Raw genomic sequence first — 16,946 nt, 5'->3', positions numbered from 1 at the left:
TCCGGGTGGCGGCGCGGCGGACGGGCGTGATAGGCTTGTTATGCAGTTCAACGGGCCATTTGCAGGGAAATCCCATGGAAAAGCTGACTTTTTTGACGGAAGAGGATGTCCGGCGGGTGCGCCGGGAGTTTGGCACGCCGGTCTTCGTGTATGACCGGGCCGCGCTGGAGGCGCGGGGGCGCGAGGTGCTCGCGTTTCCGAACGTCTTCGGGTTGACGGCGCGGTATGCCATGAAGGCCTGCCCAAACGCGGCGGTGTTGCGCGTTTTCCACGAACTCGGGCTGCACATAGACGCAAGCAGCGGGTATGAGGCCGCCCGCGCGATGCGCGCGGGAATTCCCGCGGCGCACATTCAGATCACGGCGCAGGAGCTTCCGGACGACCTGGAGGCGCTGGTGCGGGCCGGGTGCCTGTTCAACGCGTGCTCCATCCGCCAGCTGGAGGCTTACGGGCGGCTGTTTCCGGACACGGAGGTGTCGGTGCGGGTGAATCCCGGCCTGGGCTCCGGCGCCACGAACCGCACGAATGTGGGCGGCCCCGGGGCGAGTTTCGGCATCTGGCACGGGCATCTGGACGAGGCGCTGGCGGCGGCGGAGGCCCACGGTCTGCGCGTGACGGGCATGCACACGCACATCGGTTCGGGCTCCGACCCGGAGGTGTGGGTGCGTTGCGCCGGGCTTTCCCTCGGGATCGCGGCGCGCTTGCCGGAGGTGACGCGGCTGAGCCTGGGCGGGGGGTACAAGGTCGCGCGGATGCCTTATGAGAAGGGGGCCAACCTCCAGGAGATCGGCGCGCAGATCGTGCCCGCCTTCGAGGCCTTCGCCCGCGAGCACGGCCGCCGCCCGCATCTGGAGGTCGAGCCGGGCACCTATCTCGTGGCGAACGCCGGGTCGCTGGTCTGTTCGGTGGAGGACGCGGTGGACACGGGCGCGGACGGCTACACCTTCCTCAAGGCCGACGCGGGCATGACGGAGAACCTGCGTCCCAGCCTCTACGGCGCCCAGCACCCCCTGATCACGGTGCCCGCAGCGCCGGAGACGCGGGAGACAGCGGAATACATCGTGGCGGGCCACTGCTGCGAGAGCGGCGACCTTTTCACCCCCGAGCCGGGGAATCCCGAGGGGCTGGCGGCGCGCACCCTGACCCGCGCGGTGCCGGGCGACCTGCTGGTGATGGAGGGCGCGGGGGCCTACTGCGCCGGAATGGCCGCGAAGCACTACAACAGCTTTCCCGAGTGCGCGGAGGTGCTCCGCGAGCTTGACGGGACCTTCCGCCTCATCCGGCGGCGGCAGACCCTCGACCAGATCATCCAGAACGAAGTGTGACCGACCAGCCGCGCGGCGCGGGGGACCGGTTTCGTGCGCATCCTGTTCATCTGCCAGTATTTCCCGCCCGAGCCGGGGGCGCCGGCGGCGCGGACCCATGAGCACGCGCGGGCCTGGGCGCGTCTCGGGCACCAGGTGACGGTGGTCTGCGGCGTGCCGCACTATCCCGAGGGCGTGGTGCCGCCGGAATACCGGGGCCGCCTCCTGACCCGCGAGCAGGTGGACGGCGTGGCCGTGCTGCGCTGCTGGATGTTCGCCGCAAAGAACCGGGGCGTTTTTCTGCGCAGCCTCTCCTTCCTCTCCTTCATGCTTTCCTCGACCGTGGTTGCGGCGTTCTTCGCCGGCCCGGCGGACGTGGTCGCCGCGACCTCCCCGCAGCTGCTGTGCGGCGTGTCCGGCTGGGTCGCCGCCCTGCGGCGGCGGTGCCCCTTCGTATTCGAGGTGCGCGACCTGTGGCCCCGGCAGATTGTGGACCTGGGCGTCATCACCAGCCCGCTGCTCATCGCGCCGCTGCGGTTTCTGGAGAAGTTCCTTTACCGCCGCGCGGCGGCCGTGGTGGCCGTGGCCCCGGCGTCGCGCGACGCCCTCGTCGCCGACGGCGTGTCCGCGGACCGGGCGCACTGCATCCCCAACGGCATCGAGGTGGACTTTTTCCGCCCCCTGCCGCGCATGAACACGGCGCGGGAGCGGAATGGGTGGGGCGGGGAGACCTTTGTCGTGCTGTACATCGGCGCGCACGGGCTGTCGCAGGGGCTGGAAACCGTGCTGGACGCCGCAAAACGCGTCGCGGACCGGCCGGACATCCGGTTTGTGTTCGCCGGAGGCGGCGCGCGGCGCGAGGCGCTCATGGCGCTTGCCGGGGAAATGGGGTTGGGGAACGTCACCTTCTTGACGGCGCGGCCGAAGGCCGAGATGCCGGAATACTACGCCGCCGCCGATGTCTGTCTTGTGCCGCTGCTCAAGCGGGAGGTCTTCGAGACCAACATTCCCAGCAAGATGTTCGAGATCATGGCCTGCGCGCGGCCCATGATCCTCGGCGCGGGGGGACAGGCCCTCGCGCTGCTGGAGGAGGCGGGTGCGGGGGTTGCGGTCCCCCCGGAATCCCCGGACGCGCTGGCCGAGGCCATCTTGTCCCTGCATGGGGATCCGGGTGCCTGCCGCGCGTATGGTGAAGCCGGCAGGGCTTACGCGGAGCGCCACTGCAACCGGGCCGACCGCGCGAAGGAGTATGTGGCGCTGTTTGAGTCGGTGGTGGGGCGCGGGGAGTGAGGGGGGTGGACGCTGTGGACAGGGTGGACTGTGTGGACGAAGGCTCGATGCAGATTATCTCCTAACCCGTGACTTGGCAAAAGGTTGCGCAGAATACTGTCGCGGGTGTACACTGTCGGCCTGTCAACCGATTATTCACCGGGAGACCGTCCGGGGGCGGGACGGGCACCCGACCTACTGCAAGGGATCATCCATGGCGCGCAGCATGACCGGCTTTGGACGGGCGACCGTTGAGTACGCGGGCGAGGGCATCACCGTCGAGGTGAGCGGCGTGAACAGCCGTTTTCTGGAGTGCATGGTGAAGCTGCCGCCCGTGTGGAGCGCCATGGAGCCGCCCCTGCGTGAGGTGGTCCGGCGCGAGGTTTCCCGGGGCAAGGTGAATGTCTTCATCCGCCGCGCGTTTGGGGCGTCGGGCCGCGCGCGGGTGACGCTGGACGAGGACGCGGCGCGGGGCTATATCGAGGGGCTGAAGCGGCTTAACGAACTGGCGGGACTCCAAAGCGGCGCGCCCCTGGGGGTGGACCGGCTGGCCCTGCTGGACGGGGTGTTCATCCATGCGGAGGCGGAGGAGGACCAGGAAGCGCTGCTGGCGGCGCTGACTTCGGCGCTGACGGCGGCGCTGGCGGCGTACAACGCGGCGCGCGAGGCGGAGGCCGCCCAGCTCATGGCGGACATGGCGGCGCGGATTGACGCGATGGCGGCGGCGACCGACCGGGTGGAGGCCCGGGTGCCGGAGATGCAGGCGGCCCACACGGAGCGCCTGCGCGAGCGGATGCGCGAAATCTGCGCCGACCCGGCGCTGAAGGAGGATCGGGTGGCGATGGAGGCGGCCCTGATGGCCGACCGCATGGATGTGACGGAGGAGTTGGTGCGGCTGCGGTCGCATTTTGTCCGGGCGCGCGAGCTGTTCGCGTCCGCGGAGCCCGTGGGCCGCGACCTGAACTTCCTCCTGCAGGAGATGCAGCGGGAGATCAACACGGCGGGGTCCAAGCTCCGCGACCTGGACAGCGCCCGCGAGCTGCTCTGGCTCAAGTCCGAGCTGGAGAAGCTGCGCGAGCAGGTCCAGAACATCGAGTAGGCTTTCCATGGAACGCGGCAACCTGTATGTGCTGTCGGCCCCGTCCGGCGCGGGCAAGAACACGGTGCTCGACGAGGTGCGCCGCCGCGCGGGGCACCTGGTCTCGACGGTTTCCGCCACGACCCGCGCCCCGCGCCCCGGCGAAGTGGACGGCCGCGACTACCACTTCCTCCCCCGGGAGGAGTTTGACCGGCGCGTGGCCGCGGGCGGGTTTGCGGAGTGGGCGGAGGTGCACGGGAACCGCTACGGAACGCTGAACACGGAGCTGGAGCGCTGTCTGGCGGCCGGGCATGATATACTACTGCAACTCGACGTCCAGGGGATGCGCAGCCTGAAGCGGCTCCACCCCGGGACTGTCGGCGTTTTCCTGGCGCCGCCCTCCCTGGGTGAGCTGGAGCGGCGGCTGCGCGCGCGCGGCACCAACAGCGAGGAGGACATCGCGGTCCGCCTGCGCAACGCCCGGACGGAAATGGCGGCGGCGGGCGAGTTTGACCATGTGGTGGTAAACGACACGGTGGCGCGCGCGGCGGAGGCCATCCTCCGCATCATGGCGGAAAGACGAGGCGAGTGACTCCGGCCCCGCGCCGGGTTGACCCTACAGACACGGGAGACTAGACAGATGCCTGCACCCTACTGCGTGGACGATTTCAAGGACAAGTTCGACAGCCTGTACCGGCTGGTGATCGTGGCGGGCAAGCGCTCCGTCCAGATCAGCCGCACGGAGTCGCACGGCTTCGGCGCGGCGGCCCGGGGCCGCAAGCCCACCATCACGTCCCTCGAGGAGGTGATGGAGAACAAGCTGACCTGGTCCGCCGAGGAAGAGGCGGCGGGCGACTTCTTCGCGGACGACGAGGAGTCGGAGTGATTCCATGAAGCGGTGCTTCTCCGGCAAGACCGTCGTGCTCGGCGTGACGGGGTCCATCGCCGCCTACAAGGCGTGCGAGGTGGCGTCGAGGCTCGTTGAATGCGGCGCGGCGGTGATCCCCGCGCTCTCGGAGTCCGCCTGCAAGCTCATCGGCCCCGCGACCCTGGAGGCCATCACGGGCCGCCGGGCGATCCTGGGCCTGTGGGAGCCCGGCACCGCGTCGGAGATGGAGCACATCGCCATGGCCCGCCAGGCCGACCTGTTCCTGGTCGCCCCGGCCACGGCCAACATCATCGCGAAGGCGGCCAACGGCATCGCGGACGACTGGATCTCGACGACCCTGCTGGCCACGCGCGCGCCGGTGCTCTTCGCCCCGGCGATGAACACCAACATGTACCTGCACCCGGCCACGCGCGACAACATCGCCCGGCTGCGGCGGCGCGGCGCGCTGTTCGTGGGGCCGGGCAGGGGCCGGCTCGCCTGCGGCACCGAGGGCGAGGGGCGCCTCATTGAGACGGACGTCATCCTTGAGGCCGCCGCCATGGCCCTCAACCCGCACAAGGACCTTTTCGGCCGCACCATCCTGATCACCAGCGGGGCGAACCACGAGCCTCTCGACCCGGTCCGCTACATCGGCAACCGGTCCACCGGCCGCATGGGCCGCGCCTTTGCCATGGCCGCCCTCAGCCGCGGCGCGCGGGTGTGGGTCGTGCGCGGGCCGTCCACCGAGCCCCTGCCCGCGGCGGCGCAGGTGACGGACGTGCAGACCGCCCGCGAGATGCACGACGCGGTCATGGAGCTGGTGCCGCGCGCCGACGTGTTCATCGCCGCGGCCGCCGTGGCCGACTACCGGCCCGAGACCACGCACCTTTCCAAGATCAAGCGCAGCCCGGACGCGTTCACGCTGCCGCTGGTGCCGAATCCGGACATCGCGGCGGCGGTCGGCGGCAACCGCCGGCCCGGCCAGATACTGGTGGGGTTTGCCGCCGAGACGGAAAACGTGCCCGCGAACGGCGCGGCGAAGCTGCGCGCCAAAAACCTCGACCTGCTCATCGCGAACCGCGTCGGCGGCGCGCGCAGCGCCATCGGCTCCGAGGACTGCGAGGCCTGGCTGGTCCACCGCGACCGCGAGCCGGACGCCTACGGCGTCATTCCCAAGACCGTGCTGGCCGACCGCGTGCTGAGCGAGATTGCCCGCATGCTGAGCGCCCCGCGTCCCGTCGCCTGATCCCCCCTACCGTTATCCCGCCTCCACCGCGCCCCGGCGCGCGTTAAGCGTGATGCCCAGCACGATGAGCGCCATGCCCGCCGCCTTGGGCGCGTCCACGCCGTGGCCGAACACCGCCGCGTCCAGCCCCGCCCCCATCACGATCTGGCTCAGCCCCACCAGCGCCATCAGCGTGGGCCGGCCCCGCCGGTATGCCGCCGTCATGAGCAGCTGGCCCGCCGTGCCGCAGACGCCCATGGCCGCCAGCACGGGCAGGTGCCGCGCGGGGGACCACGCGCCCGCGGGCAGGGTTCCGCCCGCCCCCGACAGTGCCAGGGCGAGGGTGGCAAGGGTCGCGAAGAGGGAGAAATGGGTGACAACCGTCTCCTGCGGATAGTCGTGGGTGCGGCTCAGGCTGACCATGGCCACGGCCACGGCCACCGACCCCGCCAGCGCGACAGCCAGCGGCAGGGAGTCCGCCGAGAAGGAGGGCCTCTCCATGAGGAGCACCCCGGAAAGGGCGAGCGCCAGATGGAGCCAGGTGGCAGGCGGCGTGGGCGCCCGGTCGAGGCGCGCGGTGATCAGGACGATCCACAGGGGGCTCATGGCGAAGATCACCACCGTGTCCGCCACGGGCATGCGGCTCAGGCAGTAGAAGGTGGTCAGCAGGCCGAGGGTGCCGAAGACGCTCCGCAGCCACAGCGTGCGGTTGCCCAGCAGCACCAGGGGCGCGCGCCGCGCGGCCAGCACCCCCGCCATCACGGCCAGCATCGCCGCGCACCGCGCGAAGGCCACCACCGGCCACGGCAGATCCCCGCGCAGGCCGTGGGCCAGCGCGGCCATGAGGGCGAACCCCGCCGCCGCGCCGAACATGGCCAGGGCGGCGCGCCGGTTGTCGTCGCGGGAGGGCTGGGGCCGGGAAGGGGAGGGCATGACGGACACTGTACCCTGCGGCGCTCCACGGGTCAAGGCGGGGCCTGACCGTCGGACTAGTCGGACAGGTCGGACCAGTCCGCCGGGCCTGGGAGGTTGTGTGTGGTTGCGCGGGCGCCGACAGGTCCGTGCCCGTCCGTGTCAGTCCGTGCGCGCGGGGGGCGGGGCCTCGGTGAGCAGCAGCGACACCTGCACCGCCGCCGCGCGGGGCGAGGCCGTGCGCTCATACAGGCGGCGGGCAGCGACGGTCACCGTATCCAGGCGGTGGTCGCCCGCCAGTTTCTCCAGCACCGCCCGCAGCGCGTCGAAATCCCCCGCGCGCACGCCGTGCGCGCAGCCCCGCCGGAGGAGCGCGTCCAGGCCGCACCCGTGGGCGGCGACCACCGACACCCCCGAGGCAAAGGCGCGCACCGCCGCGTCATGCGTCCGGCCGGGACCCGGGGCGCCGTCCCCGCAGAACCCGACCACCACGGCGTCCACGCCGGAAAAAGGCGTGCCGCCGGATTGTGGAGGGGCGGGCACGGCCGCCCGCATGTCGAGGCGCTTGAAGAAATGTCCGGCATTGTCGGCCGTGCCGCCGACCGGCAGAACGCGGAATCCTTCCAGCGCGGCACCGCCCGCCGGGGGAAAGGAAGGCGCGTCGGGGCATCCCCCTCCCACGGGGAACCCCGCGCCCTCCAGACCGGGCAGCACGCGGGAGGTGGTTTGCCGCACCACCGCGCCGGGAAGGGCCGCCGGTTCGGGCGCGTCCTCGAGAAACACGGGAAAGCCCTGCGGGAAGGGGAGTCCCACGAGCAGCCGCGCCGCGTCTCCGACAACATACAGGGCGTCGGCCCCGGCCAGATGTTTCGTGATGGCCTCCGCCGTCTCCACGGCCTCCGCTTTGGCGATGTCGTGGCTCGTGAGGATGTCGGCGAGGGCGCGCGCGCGCGGGGCGTCCGCATCGGCCCCCAGCACGAGCACCCGCGGGCGCGGCGTGATCCGCGACAGGGACGGCAGGCCGTCGCGGCCCAGCAGCGTGACATTGCCCCGGACGATCCGCTCGACGAAGCCCGCGCGGTGGCGCTGGGTGTCCGTGAGCTGCCCCCAGCCGGGATGCCGCCGGTAGAGGGCGAGCAGCGCGTCCACCGCCACCGGCTCCACGCTGTGCGTGTAGCGCAGGGCGAGGTCCCAGTCCTGCCCCCTGGGCAGGGAGTCCGTGAACCCGCCCAGCCGCTCATACAGCGCCCGGTGGTGCATGAACGTGTTCAGATCCAGGTGGTTCCGCACCAGGAGCCGCTCATAGTCGTGGTCTATCCCCCGCGCCGAGCGCACCCGGAAACGGCCGTCCGTGCCGGCGACGGCCTCCACGCTCCGCGCGAAGGCGCATACCGGCCCCCGGCCCGCCACGGCGGCGAGCATAGTCTCCAGATAGGCCGGGTGCCACAGGTTGTCCGTGTCCAGATACGCGATGTGTTCGCCCCGCGCCTCCGCGAGGCCCGCGTTGCGCGCCCGCGCCGCGCCCCCGTGCGGGAGCCGCAGCACGCGCACCCGGGGATCGCCCGCCGCCACCGCGCGCGCCGCCGTGCCGTCCACGCTGCCGTCGTCGCACACGAGCAGCTCCCACTGCGTCCAGGTCTGCTCCAGCACGCTGCGCACGGCGTCGCCGATGACCGCCTCGCGGTTCCAAGCGGCCATGATGACCGAGACCAGCGGGGCGGGTCCGGCCGGGGAATGCTGCCGCCGGAGGGCGGCGGCATGGGCCTCGCTGGCCCGCCAGACATGGGGAAGCAGGGGATACCCCCCGTCCCGGAGCAGTTCCGCCATCCTGCCGCCGAAAAGCGAGGCGTCCGGCGGGGCGGCGGTCTCGGTCCGGTTCACCGCGGGCAGGCGGTCCGGATACCACGCCCCAAAGTCCGACCACGCCAGCCACGCGCGGAACAGGCCCATGACCTCCGCCGCCTCCTCCGTTGGCATGCGGAAAGCGCGCTTCTTCACGCCCAGCGCCCCCGCCGCGCGGCGCGCCGCAATGCCCAGCCGCCACCACGGGCTCCGCGCCATGCGCGTCAGCTCGCCGTAGATTCCCGCCAGGACGCGGCACTGCGCGTTCACCGCGTCCACCGCCTCCGCGCCCGAAAGCCCGCCGCCGTCCAGCGTCTCCAGCACCCGGCGCTGCTCCTCCTCCGCGCGCGCGCGCAGGGCGGCCGCCGCCTCCGCGGGCAGCGGCGGCTTTGGCAGCAGCCCCAGCGCCTCCAGCGCGGCCCGCCGCCGCAGGCCCGCCCGCCACCACCACAGCCCGTCCATCTCCTCCAATGCGAGGCCGACCTGCGCCGTCCAGTCGCACAGGCGCAGATAGTCGGCGCGGAAACCGCCGTCGCCGCGCGGCGTCTCGTGGTGTGTTCCGGACATGCGGACTCCCTTGGTTTGCGCCCCTATGGTAGAGTAAGCCTTGTCGAAAGCGCAAAGACCGGCGGCCGGGACGGGCCGCCGCGCACAGGAGGGTTTCCCATGTCGTTTCTGCTTGCCGTGACGATGCTGGCGTGCGGTGCCGACGCCGCGTCCACCGAGGGGCTGGTTCTCCCCATGTTCAAGACCAATGTGGAGACCCACCGCGTCTTCGGGCAGGAGCATCCCGGCCCGTACAAGCACCCCGCCTCGATCACCCAACTCGCCAACGGGGACCTCTACATCGCCTACTACGGCGGCGAGAACGAGTATGACGACAACACGGCGGTCTACGGCGCCCGTCGGAAGGCCGGGGAGGAGGGCTGGTCCCACCCCGTGGTCATCGCGGACACGCCGTTCCAGGGAGACGGTAACCCCGTGGTCTGGCAGGCGCCCGACGGGCTGGTGTGGCTCTTCTATGTGAACCGCCTCGGGGAGACGTGGTGCACGTCGCGGGTGAAGGCGAAGGTGTCGAGGGACGGCGCGGAGACCTGGTCCGACTCCTTCATGCTGACGTGGGAGGAGGGCACCATGGTCCGCGGACAGCCCATCGTGCTGAACAACGGCGACTACCTCCTGCCGCTGTACAAGGAGATGGGCGGCGACCGCGAGTTCACGTCCCCCGAGACCACCTGCTTCTTCCTGCGCTACACCCCGTCCACCAAGACCTGGACCGAGAGCAGCCGCATCCACTCGGCCAAGGGCAACGAGCAGGCCCAGGTCGTCCAGCTCACGGACGACCACCTCTTCTGCTTCACCCGCCGCAGCGGCGGCTACGAGCCCACAACCGACGGGTGGATGATCCGCAGCGACTCCTTCGACGGCGGCAAGACCTGGTCCGAGGGCGTCAACACGGAGTTCCCCAACTGCAACGCGGCGGTCGAGCTCATCAAGCTCACCAACGGCGACCTCCTGCTGGTCTACAACAACAACATGAACGACCGCACGCCGCTCACCGTCGCCGTCAGCAAGGACGGCGGCGAGACCTGGCCCCACAAGCGCGACATCGCCGGGGGCAACAACGACTTCGCGTACCCCTACGCCGTGCAGGGAAAGGACGGGAAAATCTACCTCGTCTACACCACCAACGGCCGCACCACGATCATGCTCGCCGTGTTCGACGAGGCCGCCATCACCGAGTACACCGACGAGTGACGGGGGGATGCCGGGTCTCCGGAGGAAGAGGGGGGAAACCACCGATGAACAGTGATGAACACCGATGGGAGGGACGGGCTGGGAAGGGATGAACCTAAACGGAAGGGTGTCGGTCCCGCGCTCCTGGGATCGCCAGGCTTCCCCCTGGCTTTCGGGAAAACGTGCCATGGATAGGCCCGCGCGGGAAAGACCAAGAGGCCAAGCTGGAGCTTGGCGATCCCAGGGGCGCGTGGTTGGGGGAAAGCGGGGAAGCGGAATCGTGGCGTGCACGAGATGGCTTCGCTTCGCTCGCCATGACCTGGGTGCGCGGGGCGGTGGCGGGAACGAGATCGCTTCGCTTCGCTCGCGATGACGCGGAAGAACACGTCATTGCGAAGGAGCGGCAGCGACTGCGGCAATCCCGTTCCCGACACACCCCGGTTCTCACGCTTCCCTGTCCGGTGTTTCCGCGCCGCTTTCCGTTTGCCTTGGCACGGCGGTTTTCGTATGCTGGTGTCTCCAACCAACAAGGAGCGCGGACCATGGGCAAGATCGGCATCGGCGTGAACATGGAGTTTGTCCGGCACGAGGACAAGAGTTTTGAGTGGGGGGTGGAGAAGGCGGCGGCGCTGGGCTATGAGTATGTGGAGCCCATGGTGCACTGGGGCCGGGAGCTGCTGAGCGAGGCGGGCTACTTCCACAGCGTCTCGATGCTGGACGACCCGCTGCGCCTGCGGCGGGCCTGCGAACAGGCGGGGATCAGGATGTCGGGCCTGAGCGCGCACTGCCCGCTGTGCAAGCCGGAGGTCAGCGTGGAGTACCTGAAGCAGGCCGTGCGCTTCGCCGCGGAGGCGGGCGCGCCGGTGATCAACACGGACGAGGGGCTGAAGCCCGCATGGACGACGGTGGAGGAGGACCATGTGCTCATGCGGTACACGCTGTGCGAGGCGGTGGCGGTGGCCGCGCCGCGGGGCATCGTCATCGGCATCGAGCCGCACCAGCAGTACAGCAAGACGCCGGACGGGCTGGACCGCATCCAGGCGCTGCCGGCCAGCCCGGTGGTGGGCATCAACTTCGACACGGGGAACAGCTACCTCGGCGGCGAGGACCCCTATGTCTGGCTGGAGCGGGTGAAGGACCGGCTGGTCCACCTGCACGCGAAGGACATCTCGGTCAGCCAGTCGGACTCCGAGCGGGGCAAGGTCACGGGCACGCCCGTGGGCTGCGCCTGCGGCGACGGCGTCATTGACTGGAAGCGCGTCGCGGACATCTGCCGGACCGTCCCGCAGGACATCGTGTTCTCCGTCGAGTGCGGAACGGTGGACCAGGCGGAGCGGAGCATCGCGCACTTGAAGGCCGTGCTGGGGTAGGAGGACGGGGCGAGCCTTCGTTTCCCCTGTCACGACCGCAGGGAGAAGGGGAGGAGCAGGGACTCCCCGACGGCGGGCGGCGTGAAGGGCTCGAACTGCCCGTTCTTCCGCATGAGGAAGAGATACCGCTCCGATTCGGGCGCTTCGGCGAAGTCGAGGCGGATGTGGACGGGTCCCCTGTCCCCCGTGGCCAGCACGGTCACCACCAGCCCGTCCAGATCGCGTGTGTCGCCGGGCCGCAGCGGGTCTTCCGACGAGCTCAACAGCCGCTCGAAGGCGCCCTCCAGCATCTCGCCGCCGAGCACCTCCAACTCCATGGTCCGCTCTCCGGTGCGGATGAGGCGGTGGTCGTAAGGCGCAAAGGAGAGGGGCCACCAGGACCGCGCCCGAGGCAGCCCCGCGTGGGCGCGGACGATGGGAGGATAGATACCCGCATAGGGGTCCGGGACGCAGGGCACAATCACCTGGCGCCGCGTGATGTCCATGTTTTCCAGCGGGTTGCGGAGGATGCCGCGGTTCAGGTGCGCGCCCACGGCGCGGAGTCCTGCTGTCTGGATCGGCCAGGACAGGGGGGCGAAGACCAGATGAAGGCAAAACAGCAGCCCCGCCACGGCGGCGGCGGCGCGGCGCTTTGTCCGGGTGTCCGCGTCCAGCGCGGCGCGGCCCGCATGGCGGAGAATCACCGCCAGGATCACCGCCCCGCCCAGGGAGACGGCCAGCAGGAGCCGCGAGGTCATGATCGCCGAGAGGGCGGGGGCGGCGGCCATGGCCGTGCCGGGGCCCATCCACCGGAGGGCGCGCCGCTCGCGCGGGTCCATGCGCCGCCAGAAAACCGCCACCAGCAGGAGGATGAACGCGAGCGCGCCCGCGCCCGCCGCAGCCAGGGCGGGCGCCAGCCCGGGAATCAGCGTCTCCGCCTCGCAGGGGATGGACAGGAACTGTCCGCCCGCCAGCTGGAGAAAGCGCAGCGGGGCCGCGGCGAGGTATTTCAGCGGGGTCGCGCCGGGGTCAACGTACATGTCGGAGTGCGCCGCGCCGTAGCCCGCCGCCCGGTACCACAGAAAATAGCCCAGCGCCAGGACTGCGGCGGGCGTGAGGGAAAGAGCACGCCGGATCCGCCCGCCCTCCGCGCCGAAGGCCTCATAGGCCGCCACATAGGCCAAAATGCCGACGGCGGCCTCCGCGCCGAGGAGTCCGGCGGCGTACCCGAGCAGGGACAGCGGCAGGCCCGGCCGCCATCCGGTCTCCCGCCAGCGCAGGTGCGCCGCCAGCCCCAGCACGGCGGTTGCGCAGGCAACCACGGCGTTGCGGTTGGACCACCATGCGGCGGGGAAGAAGTGGGCGTCGTCCACAATGAACAGAACCAGCGCCAGCGAGCAGGCGGCGGGCGGCAGGACGCGGCGGAACACGAGCAGGGCCCCCAGGCAAAGCAGCAGATACCAGAGCAGGGAATGCGCCTGGAATCCCGGAAAGAACTGCCCGAACAGGGCGCGGTCCAGCCGCATGAGGGCGACGGACAGGGGGCGGAAGAACTTCGCCTTGGCCTCCAGCCCGGCAAACCACGGGAAGGGTCCCGAACGCTGGTTGGCCGACATGACCGCCGCGCTCCCCGGGGCGAAACAGTAGGGATCCAGGGGGACGGCGGTCACCTGCTTCCCGTCAATCAGGATCAGGTGAAAGAAGTCGTCGCCAAAGAAGCCGAGGAAGAAGGCCGGAAGCATGACCAGCGCGGCCAGGGGAAGCAGGCGGCGGCCGTCTGCACCTTCCAGAAAACGCAGGATGCGGAACATGGGGCACTCCGTGGGGAAAAGCCGGGCAAAGGACTGCCTTTGCCGGGGCCGACATGCTACCATATCTTGGGCGGCGCGCACGGGGCGCGCCTTTGGCGGCGGGTCCGCGGCATTCAGGAGGCCTTGTCATGCCTGTCAAACCGGTGGACTGGCGGAACGGCCAGCTTATCATTCTCGACCAGACGCTGCTGCCCCGGGAATGCTGCGAGTCGGAGCTGAAGACGGCCCGCGCGGTGTGGGACGCCATCCGGCGCCTGAGGGTGCGCGGCGCGCCCGCCATCGGCGTCTGCGCGGCCTACGGCGTGATCGTGGGGGTGCGCGAGCAGGAGCCCCGCGACGGCGCGGCGGCGGTGGCGGCGGCCGTGACCGCGGCGGACTACCTGGCCACGGCGCGCCCCACGGCGGTGAACCTTTTCTGGGCCCTGGACCGCATGCGCGCGGCGGCGCGCACGGTGCCCGCGGGGGCCTCCGCCGCCGCCGCCCTGGGCGTGCTTGAACGCGAGGCAAACGCCATTTTCGCGGAGGACGACGCCATGTGCCGCGCCATCGGCGCGCACGGCGCGCCGCTGATCGCGGAGGGCGCGGGCCTGCTCACGCACTGCAACGCGGGCGGGCTGGCCACATCGGGGTACGGCACGGCCCTGGCGCCCATGTTTTCCGCCCATGCGGCGGGGCGGAAGTTTCATGTGTTCGCCGATGAAACCCGGCCCCTGCTCCAGGGGGCGCGCCTGACGGCCTGGGAACTCCAGCAGGCGGGCATCCCCGTGACGCTCATCTGCGACAACATGGCCGCGGTGGTCATGCGCGACCGCCGGGTGGACCTGGTGATTGTGGGCGCGGACCGCATTGCGGCGAACGGCGACACGGCCAACAAGATCGGAACCTACGGCGTGGCGGTGCTCGCGCGGGCGCACGACATCCCCTTCTACGTCGCGGCCCCGTCCTCCACCTTTGACCTTTCCCTGGACTCCGGCGAGGCCATTCCCATTGAGGAGCGCGACCCGCTGGAAATCACCTGCGGCTTCGGCATCCAGACCGCGCCGGAGGACATCGGCGTGTACAACCCGGCCTTTGACGTGACCCCGGCGGAGCTGATCGCCGGGATCATCACGGAGAAGGGCGTCATCACCGAACCCGGCCGGGAAAAGATCGCGCGGATTGTCGGCGGGGGCGCGGCATGAGCGGGGCCGCGCGCATTGTCGCCATAGACGGCCCCGCGGGGGCGGGAAAAAGCACCGTCGCCCGCCGGGTCGCGGAGCGGCTGGGTTTCGCCTTTCTGGACACGGGGGCCATGTACCGCGCCGCCACGTGGCGCGCCCTCGCCCGGGGGGTGGACCTTGACGACCCCGACGCGCTGGCCGCCTCCACCCGCGACATGCGCCTGGAAATGGAAGAGACGCCGCAGGGGCAGCGGGTGACGGTGGACGGGGAGGACGTGACGGCGGCCATCCGCACCCCTGAAGTGACGCGCCTCATCTACAAGCTGGACCAGATTCCCGGGGTGCGCCGCATCCTGGTGGACCACCAGCGCCGTTTCGGCGAGCGGGGCCCCACGGTCGCCGAGGGGCGCGACATCGGCACGGTGGTCTTTCCCGCCGCGAAGTGCAAAATCTACCTGGACGCGTCGCTGGACTGCCGCACCCGCCGCCGCGCGGCCGAACTCTCGGCAAAGGGGCTGCCAGTGGATTTTGACCAGCTGCGCGAGGATATCCGCGACCGCGATGAGAAGAGCGCCACCCGCGCGGACTCGCCATTGCGCCGCGCCGAAGACGCCGTGCTCCTGGACACCACCGACATGACGGCGGACGAGGTGGTGGAGGCCATCGCCTCCCTCGCGGGGAAATGCCCATGAAGCGGGAGTTCCCGCGCGCCGTGTGGCGCGTCGCGGAGATGGACCGGCGTGCCGCCGCCGATCTCGCCCAGGCGGCGGGCGTGCCGCCGGTGGTGGCGCAGCTGCTTCTCCAGCGGGGCGTCTCCACGCCCGAAGAGGCCCGGCTCTTTCTGAACCCCTCCCTCTCGCAGCTCTTTGACCCGTTCCTGATGACGGACATGCAAAAGGCGGTGGACCGGATCACCCTGGCCCGGGAGCGGGGGGAGCGGGTCGTTGTCTTCGGCGACTACGACGTGGACGGCGTCTCCGCCACGGCCCTGCTCACGCGGGCCCTCGCGCGCTTCGGCATCGCCTCCGTGCTGCCGCGCATGCCCGACCGGCTACGCGACGGCTACGGCATCCTGCCCGCCCATGTGGACCAGGCGCACGCCGACGGCGCGGGGCTTATTGTCACGGTGGACAACGGCACGAGCGCGCTGGCCGCGGCGGAGCGCGCGCGCGCGCTGGGCATGGGCCTGGTCGTCACGGACCACCACAGCATAGAGGGCCCCCTGCCCCCGGCGGAGGCGGTGGTCAACCCGCGCCGCGAGCCCGAGGGGCATCCCGGCGGCGCGCTCTGCGGCGCGGGCGTGGCCTTCAAGCTGGGCTGCGCGCTCAACGGCACCCCGAACGACCTGGACATCGCGGCCCTCGGCACGGTGGCGGACATCATGCCGCTGCGGGGCGAGAACCGGAACCTGGTGGCCCTGGGGCTGCGCCACATGAAGCGCTATGAGCGGCTGGGCATCGCGCGGCTCGCCCAGGTGGCCGGGTTCAGCCTCAAGGAGGTCACCTCCGAGCGCATCAGTTTCCATCTGGGGCCCCGGATCAACGCCGTGGGCCGGCTTGACGACGCGCGCGCCGCCCTGGACCTGCTTCTCGCGGAATGCCCGAAGGAGGCCGGGCGGCTTGCCGACGTGCTGAATGCGGCCAACACGGAGCGCCGCCAGATCGAGCAGCGCATCTTTGACGAGGCCATGGAGGAGATCGAGAGTCTCGGCCTGGAAAAGGGCGACGCCATCGTGGTCGCCCGCTCCGGCTGGCACCAGGGGGTTGTCGGCATCGTCGCCTCCCGCCTCGTTTCGCGGTACCACCGGACGGTGGCCGTGCTGTGCGTGGAGGGGGACATCGCCCGGGGCTCCGCGCGCGCCGCGCCCGGCGTGGACCTCATGGAGGCGCTTAACGCTTGCCGCGCCCATTTCTCCAAGTACGGCGGGCACCGGGCCGCCGCGGGCATGACCCTGGGCCGCCCGGCCATAGACGCCTTTGCGGCGGATTTCGTGCGCGCCGTGGGCGTCCAGACCGGCGGGGATCCAGCCCGGCCCCTGCTCCACGTGGACGCGCAGGCGGCCTTCAGCATGGTGGACGAGGCGCTCCTGCGGGCGCTGGAGGCGATGGAGCCCTTCGGCAACGCAAACCCCGCCCCGGTCTTCGCCGCCTACGGCGTCGAGGTGGTTGCCGGCTCGGTGCGCGTGCTCAAAGACCGGCACCTCAAGATGTCCCTGCGCCAGGGCGACAAGGTGTTCGCCTCCCTGTGGTTCCAGCAGGCCGAGCGCTACCTGACGGGCGATTTCCCCTCCCTCGCGGACGCGGCGTTCACCCCCGTGTTTGACGAGCGGGCGATGGACGGGTCCATCCAGCTCTACCTGAAGGACCTGCGCCCGGCTGAGGGGGGCTGAGG

General features: G+C 70.9%; 14 protein-coding genes. 11 read left to right on the top strand and 3 right to left on the bottom strand.

From position 1 onward, the window contains the following. Positions 1-74: 74 nt before the first annotated feature. The 6 genes from GXY15_16590 to coaBC all read left to right on the top strand — a co-directional run bounded on the left by GXY15_16590 (position 75) and on the right by coaBC (position 5,765). Positions 75-1,325 (top strand): diaminopimelate decarboxylase, encoded by a 1,251-nt coding sequence (locus tag GXY15_16590; protein NLV42831.1) that lies wholly within the window; start codon positions 75-77, stop codon positions 1,323-1,325. 33 nt (positions 1,326-1,358) lie between these two features. After that, on the top strand, positions 1,359-2,594 hold the full coding sequence (locus tag GXY15_16585) for a glycosyltransferase family 4 protein (protein ID NLV42830.1): 1,236 nt from the start codon (positions 1,359-1,361) through the stop codon (positions 2,592-2,594). Between the two features lie 193 nt (positions 2,595-2,787). Then, positions 2,788-3,672 (top strand): YicC family protein, encoded by an 885-nt coding sequence (locus GXY15_16580; protein NLV42829.1) that lies wholly within the window; start codon positions 2,788-2,790, stop codon positions 3,670-3,672. Between the two features lie 7 nt (positions 3,673-3,679). Next, complete coding sequence (gene gmk, locus GXY15_16575; GenBank protein ID NLV42828.1) at positions 3,680-4,243, top strand: guanylate kinase; 564 nt, start codon at positions 3,680-3,682, stop codon at positions 4,241-4,243. A 48-nt stretch (positions 4,244-4,291) separates the two neighbouring features. After that, entirely contained in the window at positions 4,292-4,537 is a 246-nt protein-coding gene (gene rpoZ, locus GXY15_16570) for a DNA-directed RNA polymerase subunit omega (protein NLV42827.1), read from the top strand. Between the two features lie 4 nt (positions 4,538-4,541). Next, positions 4,542-5,765 carry a bifunctional phosphopantothenoylcysteine decarboxylase/phosphopantothenate--cysteine ligase CoaBC gene (gene coaBC, locus GXY15_16565; protein NLV42826.1) on the top strand — a complete coding sequence of 408 codons (1,224 nt, stop codon included), beginning with the start codon at positions 4,542-4,544 and terminating at the stop codon, positions 5,763-5,765. A gap of 12 nt (positions 5,766-5,777) precedes the next feature. On the opposite strand, the gene GXY15_16560 is transcribed toward coaBC, so the two are convergent. Together GXY15_16560 and GXY15_16555 are read right to left on the bottom strand one after the other, a co-directional pair. Further along, positions 5,778-6,677 (bottom strand): DMT family transporter, encoded by a 900-nt coding sequence (locus tag GXY15_16560; GenBank protein ID NLV42825.1) that lies wholly within the window; start codon positions 6,675-6,677, stop codon positions 5,778-5,780. Positions 6,678-6,818: 141 nt separating this feature from the next. After that, entirely contained in the window at positions 6,819-9,065 is a 2,247-nt protein-coding gene (locus GXY15_16555; protein ID NLV42824.1) for a glycosyltransferase family 2 protein, read from the bottom strand. A gap of 99 nt (positions 9,066-9,164) precedes the next feature. Here GXY15_16555 and GXY15_16550 point away from each other — a divergent pair, with 99 nt between their 5' ends. Next, entirely contained in the window at positions 9,165-10,256 is a 1,092-nt protein-coding gene (locus tag GXY15_16550; protein NLV42823.1) for an exo-alpha-sialidase, read from the top strand. 521 nt (positions 10,257-10,777) lie between these two features. Continuing rightward, a complete protein-coding gene (locus tag GXY15_16545; protein NLV42822.1) occupies positions 10,778-11,605 on the top strand; it encodes a sugar phosphate isomerase/epimerase in 828 nt (275 codons plus the stop codon). A 29-nt stretch (positions 11,606-11,634) separates the two neighbouring features. Here GXY15_16545 and GXY15_16540 read toward each other — a convergent pair whose 3' ends face one another. Further along, on the bottom strand, positions 11,635-13,395 hold the full coding sequence (locus GXY15_16540; GenBank protein ID NLV42821.1) for a hypothetical protein: 1,761 nt from the start codon (positions 13,393-13,395) through the stop codon (positions 11,635-11,637). Positions 13,396-13,523: 128 nt separating this feature from the next. Between GXY15_16540 and mtnA the strand changes: the two genes are divergently transcribed. Genes mtnA through recJ form a run of 3 tightly spaced genes read left to right on the top strand, consistent with a single transcriptional unit; the run spans position 13,524 to position 16,944 of the window. Continuing rightward, positions 13,524-14,576 carry an S-methyl-5-thioribose-1-phosphate isomerase gene (gene mtnA, locus GXY15_16535; protein ID NLV42820.1) on the top strand — a complete coding sequence of 351 codons (1,053 nt, stop codon included), beginning with the start codon at positions 13,524-13,526 and terminating at the stop codon, positions 14,574-14,576. Beyond that, positions 14,573-15,247, top strand: coding sequence for a (d)CMP kinase (locus GXY15_16530; GenBank protein NLV42819.1), 675 nt, complete (start codon positions 14,573-14,575; stop codon positions 15,245-15,247). The genes mtnA and GXY15_16530 overlap by 4 nt, the downstream gene beginning before the upstream one ends. Then, complete coding sequence (gene recJ / locus GXY15_16525; protein NLV42818.1) at positions 15,244-16,944, top strand: single-stranded-DNA-specific exonuclease RecJ; 1,701 nt, start codon at positions 15,244-15,246, stop codon at positions 16,942-16,944. The genes GXY15_16530 and recJ overlap by 4 nt, the downstream gene beginning before the upstream one ends. The last annotated feature ends 2 nt before the right edge of the window (positions 16,945-16,946 follow it).

The sequence above is a fragment of the Candidatus Hydrogenedentota bacterium genome, from assembly GCA_012730045.1.
Taxonomy (GTDB): Bacteria; Hydrogenedentota; Hydrogenedentia; order Hydrogenedentales; family CAITNO01; genus JAAYBR01.
Note: the sequence above shows the minus strand (reverse complement) of the source record. Positions and strands in the feature narration are given on the sequence as shown.